The sequence below is a fragment of the Rhodococcus sp. (in: high G+C Gram-positive bacteria) genome, assembly GCF_049591685.1.
Lineage (GTDB): Bacteria > Actinomycetota > Actinomycetes > Mycobacteriales > Mycobacteriaceae > Rhodococcoides.
The window spans coordinates 1-8201 of record NZ_JBAWFH010000344.1 but is presented as its reverse complement, the minus strand read 5'-3'; the positions used below and the strand labels follow the sequence as shown (position 1 = coordinate 8201).

7 protein-coding genes are annotated in these 8201 nt (G+C 58.8%); 2 read left to right on the top strand and 5 right to left on the bottom strand.

Features of this window, described 5'->3' with window-relative positions; translation table 11 throughout:
- Positions 1-3: 3 nt before the first annotated feature.
- The 5 genes from WBQ44_RS14495 to WBQ44_RS14475 form a co-directional block, all read right to left on the bottom strand.
- Positions 4-1347, bottom strand: coding sequence for an acetyl-CoA carboxylase biotin carboxylase subunit (locus tag WBQ44_RS14495; RefSeq protein WP_495567374.1), 1344 nt, complete (start codon positions 1345-1347; stop codon positions 4-6).
- A gap of 48 nt (positions 1348-1395) precedes the next feature.
- Entirely contained in the window at positions 1396-1638 is a 243-nt protein-coding gene (locus WBQ44_RS14490; RefSeq protein WP_495567373.1) for an acetyl-CoA carboxylase, read from the bottom strand.
- Between the two features lie 39 nt (positions 1639-1677).
- Entirely contained in the window at positions 1678-2655 is a 978-nt protein-coding gene (locus WBQ44_RS14485) for a 5-oxoprolinase subunit C family protein (RefSeq protein WP_495567372.1), read from the bottom strand.
- Positions 2652-3548 (bottom strand): 5-oxoprolinase subunit B family protein, encoded by an 897-nt coding sequence (locus WBQ44_RS14480; protein WP_495567371.1) that lies wholly within the window; start codon positions 3546-3548, stop codon positions 2652-2654. Before WBQ44_RS14480 ends, WBQ44_RS14485 begins: the two co-directional genes overlap by 4 nt.
- A gap of 505 nt (positions 3549-4053) precedes the next feature.
- Positions 4054-5043: a cyclase family protein gene (locus WBQ44_RS14475; RefSeq protein WP_495567370.1), complete on the bottom strand. Its 990-nt coding sequence runs from the start codon at positions 5041-5043 to the stop codon at positions 4054-4056.
- 616 nt (positions 5044-5659) lie between these two features.
- Here WBQ44_RS14475 and WBQ44_RS14470 point away from each other — a divergent pair.
- On the top strand, positions 5660-6427 hold the full coding sequence (locus WBQ44_RS14470; protein WP_495567369.1) for a 5-oxoprolinase subunit PxpA: 768 nt from the start codon (positions 5660-5662) through the stop codon (positions 6425-6427).
- A 113-nt stretch (positions 6428-6540) separates the two neighbouring features.
- A complete protein-coding gene (eat, locus tag WBQ44_RS14465) occupies positions 6541-7974 on the top strand; it encodes an ethanolamine permease (protein ID WP_495567368.1) in 1434 nt (477 codons plus the stop codon).
- The last annotated feature ends 227 nt before the right edge of the window (positions 7975-8201 follow it).

The window sequence follows — 8201 nt, the reverse complement described above, 5'->3', positions numbered from 1 at the left end:
CCTCTACTCAGCGAAGAATGACTCTTCGATAAATTTCGTGTGATGCGAGAACTCGTAGAAATCCAAGCTACTGATCAGCGAGCTGAGGAATTTCTGCGTAGTCGCAAGCCCAGCGATTTCGAGCTCGTTCAATGCCCGCTGCAGGCGGCTGATCGCCGAACTACGATCCGAGTTCCATACGATCAATTTTGCCAGCATGGAGTCGTAATACGGTGAGACCGTCGATCCGGCGGCCACTCCGCTGTCTATGCGTACACCAGGTCCTGCCGGCCACATGACAGACTGGATCAAGCCTGGTGAAGGCATAAAGTTCCGTTCGGAATCCTCTGCGCACAGTCTGACCTCGATGGCATGGCCGCGAGCGACAATATCGTTCTGACTGAGTTGCAGCTCGTTTCCGTCGGCAATGCGCAACTGTTCGCGCACGAGATCGATACCGGTGATCATTTCGGTGACCGGGTGCTCGACCTGTAGTCGCGTGTTCATCTCGATGAAGAAGACTGCGCGCTGATCAACGTCGTACAGGAATTCCACGGTCCCCGCACCTTTGTAACCGCAAGCCTGCGCCAAGCGAACCGAAGCCTTGAACATTTGTTCGCGGACATCGTCCGGTACGTTCGCGGCAGGTGCCTCTTCGACAACCTTCTGCTGCCGTCGTTGCATCGAGCAATCTCGGTCGAAAAGGTGAATTGCCCTTTTGCCATCTCCGAGGATCTGCACTTCGACGTGCCGGGCACGCGTGATATAGCGTTCCAAGTACACGCTGCCGTCGCCGAACGCAGAGGCTGCCTCGGCGGACGCCACGGTGTATTCGTGCTCGAGAGCGTCGGCAGTGCGAACAATGCGGATCCCGCGGCCACCGCCCCCGGCGGCTGCTTTGATCAGAAGGGGAAAGCCAACTCGGTCTGCGGCAGCCTCGAGGTCATCGATTGTCTCGACAACACCGTCGCTCCCATTCATTACCGGAACGCCGGCCGCACGAGCAGCCTCACGCGCAGCGGCTTTGTCACCCATCAGCCGGATCGACTCCGGCGAAGGGCCAACCCAGGTCAGCCCCGCATCGACCACGGCTTGTGCAAACCGCGCGTCCTCCGACAGGAACCCATAGCCGGGGTGTACCGCATCGGCGCCCGAACGCAATACAGCATCGAGCATCGACTCACGTGACAGGTAGCTTTTGGTGGCGGACGAGGGGCCGACCTCGGCGACGCTGTCGCTCATCCTGGCCGGTGTGCTTTCCTTGTCCGCCTCACTGACCGCGAGTACGGTTTCGATTCCGAGCTCACGAGCGGTACGAATTATGCGCAACGCAATTTCACCGCGGTTTGCGATGAACAGCTTCTTCATGTCAGAGCCTTACGAGTGGGAAAGTTGATGGAGGAGAGACGAACAGCGTCAAACTACAACGCTGACGATGTCCTGGCCTGGTGATACTTCGGCATTGTCTTCCACGAGGACGGCCTCGACTACCCCGTCGACATCGCTGGTCACGGGGTGAAAACTCTTCATCAGCTCGACGAGACCAACGGTGTCCCCGACCTTCACGGTCGCGCCTGGTTCCACATATGCCGGGGCCTCCGGTGATGGGCGCCCATAGAAAACACCGGGAATAGGTGTCTTGATGAGATGATCAGCCATGAGAAGCCTTTCCTGTTGCTTTCGCAACGCTGTAAGAAATCAGGACAATGAATCGATGGCGCGAGCTATGAATTCACGGCGCTCGTTTCGCGCAATGGCAGCATCTTCTATCGATACGGGCACAAACTGGACTTGGCTATGTGTGACGGCTTGGCCGAGACGATCGAGATCTGCAGATATAACGGCACCGGCAGTGCAGTATCCGCCGGCAGTGACAGCGTCGCGCGACAAGACGATGGGCTCGATTCCCGCCGGGAGCTGAATCGCACCGAGCGGATATCCCGTGTCGACGACATTGGAGGGATTGTCGCCGGTGCCGAAGGGCGTCGAACGGGAGACGAATTCCAAAGGTGTCCGGTTCGCGGTGGAGAGACGCACGCCCGTGCGATCGGCACTGGGTGTCACGGTCCATACGCGCTCGCTGAAGTCGCGACGTCCGTCCGGTGTCAGCCTGTAGTCGAAAAGACCAGGGATGTAACGAAGCTCGACATCGCGCGAGAAGAACGGTGGCTGAAACCTGCTGTCGAGAACTGCTCGAACGGATGGCGCCGTCGGCCGATCGACCCGGAGTACGTCACCTGCAACGAGCTTGCGACCGTCGATGCCCCCGAGTCCCGCGTTGACGAGCGTCGAAGCCGAACCGAGGTAGTGAGGTACTGCGAGCCCACCGGAGAAGCCGATGTAGCCCCGGACTCCGCTCTGCAAGAACCCGAACGACAGGACATCGTCGGCGTCGGCCCGATGTGATTGCCAGGGCTCGATTTCCTCGCCGTTCAGCATGATCGGCACGCCACCACCGGTGACTGCGAAGTCGACCGAGGAAGAGAACCTCAACGTCGGGCCAGTGAAGGTGAATTCCAAGGTCGCGGCGTCTTCGTGGTTACGCACCAATGCGTTCGCGAGCCGGTGTGACACCAGATCGAGCGCGCCAGACGGTGGAATGCCGCGAAGGTAGTGTCCTGGCCGGCCCAGGTCCTGCACGGTGGTCATGATGCCAGGCTGGATTACTTCGATCATGAGTACAGTGCCTCCGTGAGACTGGAGCAGTATCCCGAAGGGTCCTCGATGAGGGCCTGTGGGTCGAATTCGACATCCGCGATGGCGAAACGGTATGTACCCGCGGAAACTGCCTTCTGGATCGAATCGTATTCGTCTCGATCGACGGAACGGTAGTTGCAGATGTCTCCGATTCCGACGAGCTCGGGCTTCTCTTCGAAATCCGGTAGACGCTGGGCCGGGTCGTATGCCGGTGCCGCCGCGCGACCGAGCATCGGGTACCCGCCTGGACTTTCGCTCGGGTACACCGCTGTGAATGCACCGCCGAGTGCAAACGCGCGAGCGGGCGTTTCGGTGCGCGGCTGCAGGTACTTCGGCCCCTGCAGCTGCTGTGCCCGCGGAACGAGTTGATAGGACCACACCACGCCGAGACTGAACCCCGTCAACGTCGCCATGTGCGGTGCCGCCGTGATAGCGCTGATGAAGGAGTCCACCGTCGGCAAACCGTTGATGCGAGTCAAGTACTCGATATCGGTGACCTCGGGGTCCTGGACTCGATCTCTGAACTTCATCTGCACTTCGTAAGTCCACGGATCGTTGAACAAGATCGGCATGTCGATAACGCGCGTGCGAAAAGGTTGCCATCTCTGGGTCAACGAAGCGGACTCGAACTCTTTGAGTGTTGACACCAGATTGTCGAAATCGACGACGTCGGGATCGTAACGCACAAGATATGACACGTTGGCGGGACACACATCGATTACCCCAGCGACTGCCCCCGCCTCTACGCTGGTCACCACTCGCTGCACCAGTAGATTGACCTCGAGACTCATGCTTTCGTCGAACTCGACGAGAATGAACTCGTCTCCGCCTGGCGTGTAGCGGGTCTCCATGAACGTTTCACGTCGCAACATGGCAGATCACCCTCTCGAGAAACGCGCAGAACGACCAACTTGGTGATCAACCTCGGCAGTTACGACCGAAAACCGTTTCACTACGGTGTCTTCGGCCGCGTGATGACGATCCGTGCCGGATCTGGACTCGTCTGACATTGCGTTGACTCCTCTGAAGGTTCTTGGGGTGCGACTGCGTCCATACGCGACGGTGCAGCGAGGGCTCGCCGGCACACTGTGTTCAAAGCGGAGTTCTGCAGCGCCGACACCCGGAAAGCCCACCGGCCGCCTCGGCTGTCGGCTTCGACCATATCCCGGTCGCTCCAACCAATCCACGTTATCGGTCTGTTCGAAACCAACCATTAACAACGGAAACTTCGCAGTAACGAACGTTCGCAGCGAGCGTGACAACGCCGGCCGGGGAGCTTGGCGGCTGGGGAGCTTGGCGGCTGGGGGGCTGGGGGCTCATTGCACTGCGACCCGGCACACTGCAGACTTGCATGCCGGGTCGCAATATTGTCTTCGGTCAGAGCACAACGAGTGGATTGACCATCGAGGAGGTCGATCCACGAGTCTTCACCGGGGACATGATGAACAAGAATTCCGATCGGCCCGTCTCCACCAACTCCTCCGTCTTCATGTTCTCGACCAGGTGCGTACCGGTCTCGGCCAGCATGTGTTGATGGACGAGGAATGGCGCCCCGTCCACCTCACTCGGCAGGACCTCCACCGCCCACGTATCGGTACCGACCAGACTGACGCGGCGGTCGGTGAGCCAATGCGCGCCGTCCCAACCGATCCCAGGTTCGTTGTTGTTGTATCGATCGTTGTCGACCATCCAGAGTGCGCCGTAGCCCGTATGTAGGATGACCGCGTCTCCATGGCCTACCTCGACGTTCTGCAGCTCACAGGCCCGCTCGAGATGCTCAGGCGTGATGTTGAAGCCTTCGGTCAACATTTCGACACCTTCGACTGCCGCAATGTTGAGCAGCACACCGCGGGTCACCCACGGCTTGACGTTGTGAATACCGAATTTGTTCAGACCAGCGGGAGCGTAGAAGTCTTTGTAGTGAACGCCGTTGTAGTAGCGACCGCCTATGCCGATATGCCCGAAGCCGTCCATATGTGTGCCGATGTGGTAAATCTGCGACACATGTTCTTCCATGTAGTTGAAGTCGTTTTTCGGGCCCAACGTCATCGAGTCCATCTGACCGTGAGCCGCTACGACCTGGCGATACCAACGGGCACCCTCTTTACCCGGGGGGGACCAGGTTGGGGACCGGAAGTCGAGTACACGTGCGAGTTCGAGGATGCGCCCCTCTTTCACCAGCTGAAGAGCAGCGAGGGTGCGTTCCGGGGTCAGCTCGTTTCCGGTGCCCAATTCGTCGTCGGCACCGTAGCGAGATGGCCACCACTGCGGACTGCTCTTGCCCGTTCCGTCGTAGATGGATTCGCCTGTGTTCGAGAAGGGTTGGACGTCGGTGTTCTCGTCCGGGTCAGCAGCACTATCAGTCATGTCGCACGCCATGCACATGTCGGTCTCCACTCAGTGGTCGTTGGTCAGCGTCGATTGTCGTCGGGTTGTCTACTCGCCCGGTGACACCGATCACAGCGTAGCTCTCACCACGACCGTTCACAACCGTTACGAGCTAAATGCGATCAATTGGTTGGCTACGAACTACTCGACCTGCGGCGATGCGACGGCGATCTAGCGACCATAGTCTGGTGCGGACCCAATAACGGTTGCACTGCAGCGACAGCTGGAGTGTCGAAACGCCCCCACGCCGGCATCGGGAGACACACAGCGTGCGACCGCTACGCGCTTTGTCACTGCTTGCACAGCGTGCCGGACAGGGTTAGCGTGTCCTGGTCATACTCACTGCAGTTCAACGGTGCGGACAAAAGCACCGCGTTACACCGAAAACCACACTCGCAGCTAGGTAATCGGCGAGTCCTAGCAGTCCCGGTGCGCCGTCGTTCACACCCTGCCCAGTCGCGGACGACCTCGAATCAGCGAAGAGCATATTCGACTTCTCATACTGCGCGGCGCGCAGGAGCGCCCGACCACGTACGTGTGGCCACCGATAAGACGTCAGCACAGGCACCATCGACACAGACAGAGGTTTACGCCCATGTTCAAGTCCCCGGACGTCGTTTGCGATATCGGCGAAGGTTTCGGAATTTGGGAGTTCGGCTCAGATGCTGCACTCATGAAGCACATAACAATGGCCAACATCGCGTGTGGCGGTCACGCAGGCGATCCAGTGATCATGAGCCGTACCATCGACATGGCAGCGGCGGCGGGGGTCAAGATCGGAGCCCACCCGGGATTTCCGGACATGATGAGCTTCGGGCGCAAAGCGATGCTGCTCGATGCCGACGAGATCGGCGCTCTGCTGGTCTACCAAATCGGCGCATTGCAAGGCTTTCTACGCGCCAAAGAATTGACGCTGAATCACGTCTTTCCTCACGGGGCGATGTATGCCTACCTTTCCAGTGACGACTCGATCGCGCTAGCAGCCGCACGAGCTATTCATGCCGTTGCTCCGGGGGTCGATGTTCCATGGCCAGCTCCCACGGAAGGTGCTGTCTACGCCGAAGAACTTGCGCAACTAGGCCACCACATTGTTCCGATGGCTCTCGTGGATATGAAGTACAACGCAGATGGGTCGATTATGTTGGAGCGTGGGCGCAAGCGCGCTACAGATATCGAGTACACCCGAGCCCAGACGCACTCGATTTGCACGCGAAGCGAAATCGTTCGCAACGACGGCACCGCGACACACATCGCCGGGATCGAGGCACTTCTTTTTCATTCCGACGGCCCCAACGCCGTTGCAGTCGCGGAGACAATCACAGAAACGTTGCGGCAAGCTCGTGCGGAACTGCCCATGTCCTGACCGACGTAGCTTCCAAAAAGCTGAAAACGGACTACAACCCTTACGCAATTCACGAACAACGGACAGGCCATGAAAGCACGCAAGCCAGCCGACTACAAGAAAGAGTCGTACCAGTGAACAACAAGAGTCAGAGCCCTTCGGACCGGCATCATGATCCAACGGAAGCAGAGCAGTACCTCGCGAAGCGTCAACTGAAACGAGGCAGCGCGGGTTGGTTGCTGCTGGCCGGCCTCGGGGTGAGTTATGTCGTATCCGGTGACTATTCCGGATGGAATCTCGGTCTGGCCGAGGGTGGTTTCGGTGGACTCGCTATTGCGGTGGTTTTCGTGGCCATCATGTATCTCGGTGTAGTTCTCGGAATGGCTGAATTATCGTCGGCTCTTCCAGTCGCCGGTGGAGGATATTCCTTCGCGCGTCGCGCAATGGGGCCCTGGGGCGGTTTCGCAACGGGTACGGCAATTCTGATCGAGTACGCCACCGGTCCTGCCGCGATTGCAACGTTCATCGGCGCTTACGTCGACTCGTTGAATTTGTTCGGCATCACCGATGGCTGGTGGATATACCTGGCGGCATACGCGGTCTTCATCGGAATCCATCTCTGCGGCGTCGGTGAGGCCCTCAAAGTAATGTTTGCCATCACTGCGGTGGCACTACTCGGCCTGCTGATTTTTGCGATCGCAGCGCTACCACACTTCGAGGCGAGTAACCTCACTGACATCGAGCCCACCACCGCGGCCGGCGCCTCGGAAATACTGCCTTTCGGATACATCGGAATCTGGGCGGCCTTCCCGTTTGCGATTTGGTTCTTCCTGGCAATCGAAGGCGTGCCACTTGCCGCAGAAGAAGCTAAGGACCCGAAACGTAATGTTCCGCGCGGAATTATCGCTGCAATTTCGATCTTGCTCGTAACGTGCGTAGCCGTGCTATTGCTTGCGACGGGAGCGGGTGGAGCATCGGCGATGTCCGAGGTCGGCGATCCCTTGGTCGCTGCGCTAGGTGGATCAACATGGGGAACCGTTGTGAATTACATCGGGCTGGCCGGGCTGATTGCCAGTTTCTTTTCCATAATCTATGCCTACTCGCGTCAGCTTTTCGCTCTCTCTCGAGCCGGTTATCTACCGACTGTGCTGTCGATAACCAACTCGAGAAAGGCTCCAACACTGGCATTGCTGGTCCCCGGAGTTCTAGGCTTCCTTCTATCCCTGACTGGTAAAGGCGCCCTGCTCATCAACATTACCGTTTTCGGTGCAGCGTTGAGTTACGTGCTGATCACGCTCAGCCACATAGTGCTACGCCGTCGGGAACCCGAATTGGAGCGTCCATACAAGACGCCCGGGGGTGTCGTCACCACCGGCGTCGCGATGGTGATTGCAATCGTCGCCGTGGTAGCTACATTTCTGGTCGACATCGTCGCGGCACTGTGCTGCCTGGGCGTGTTCGGCGTTCTCATGCTCTACTTCGCCGTCTACAGTCGTCACCGCCTCGTCGCCGCGTCGCCCGATGAGGAGTTCGCCGCGCTCGCCAGAGCCAATGAAGAGTTGAATTAACGGATCGTGACCGGCTGAGATGCCGTTCGATCAAGCCTCGATACTGGCACCGGATCTTCTGTGATCCGGTGCCAGTATCGAGGCTGGTCCCGTTGCTGCAGCACGACGTGGTGTGCTTTTCCTCAGATCGGCAAGATGGTCAACGCCGAATCGACGCCATATATGTCGCGATCCGGCCGCTTTCGAAAGCGCTGATCCACTCGTTGGTTATCGTACGATTGTGCCCG

Coding starts and splice junctions, on each gene's coding strand:
- WBQ44_RS14490 (WP_495567373.1), bottom strand. CDS start 1,638: ATGGCTGATCATCTCATCAAGACACCTATTCCCGGTGTTTTCTATGGG.
- WBQ44_RS14470 (WP_495567369.1), top strand. CDS start 5,660: ATGTTCAAGTCCCCGGACGTCGTTTGCGATATCGGCGAAGGTTTCGGA.
- WBQ44_RS14485 (WP_495567372.1), bottom strand. CDS start 2,655: ATGATCGAAGTAATCCAGCCTGGCATCATGACCACCGTGCAGGACCTG.
- WBQ44_RS14475 (WP_495567370.1), bottom strand. CDS start 5,043: ATGACTGATAGTGCTGCTGACCCGGACGAGAACACCGACGTCCAACCC.
- WBQ44_RS14480 (WP_495567371.1), bottom strand. CDS start 3,548: ATGTTGCGACGTGAAACGTTCATGGAGACCCGCTACACGCCAGGCGGA.
- WBQ44_RS14495 (WP_495567374.1), bottom strand. CDS start 1,347: ATGAAGAAGCTGTTCATCGCAAACCGCGGTGAAATTGCGTTGCGCATA.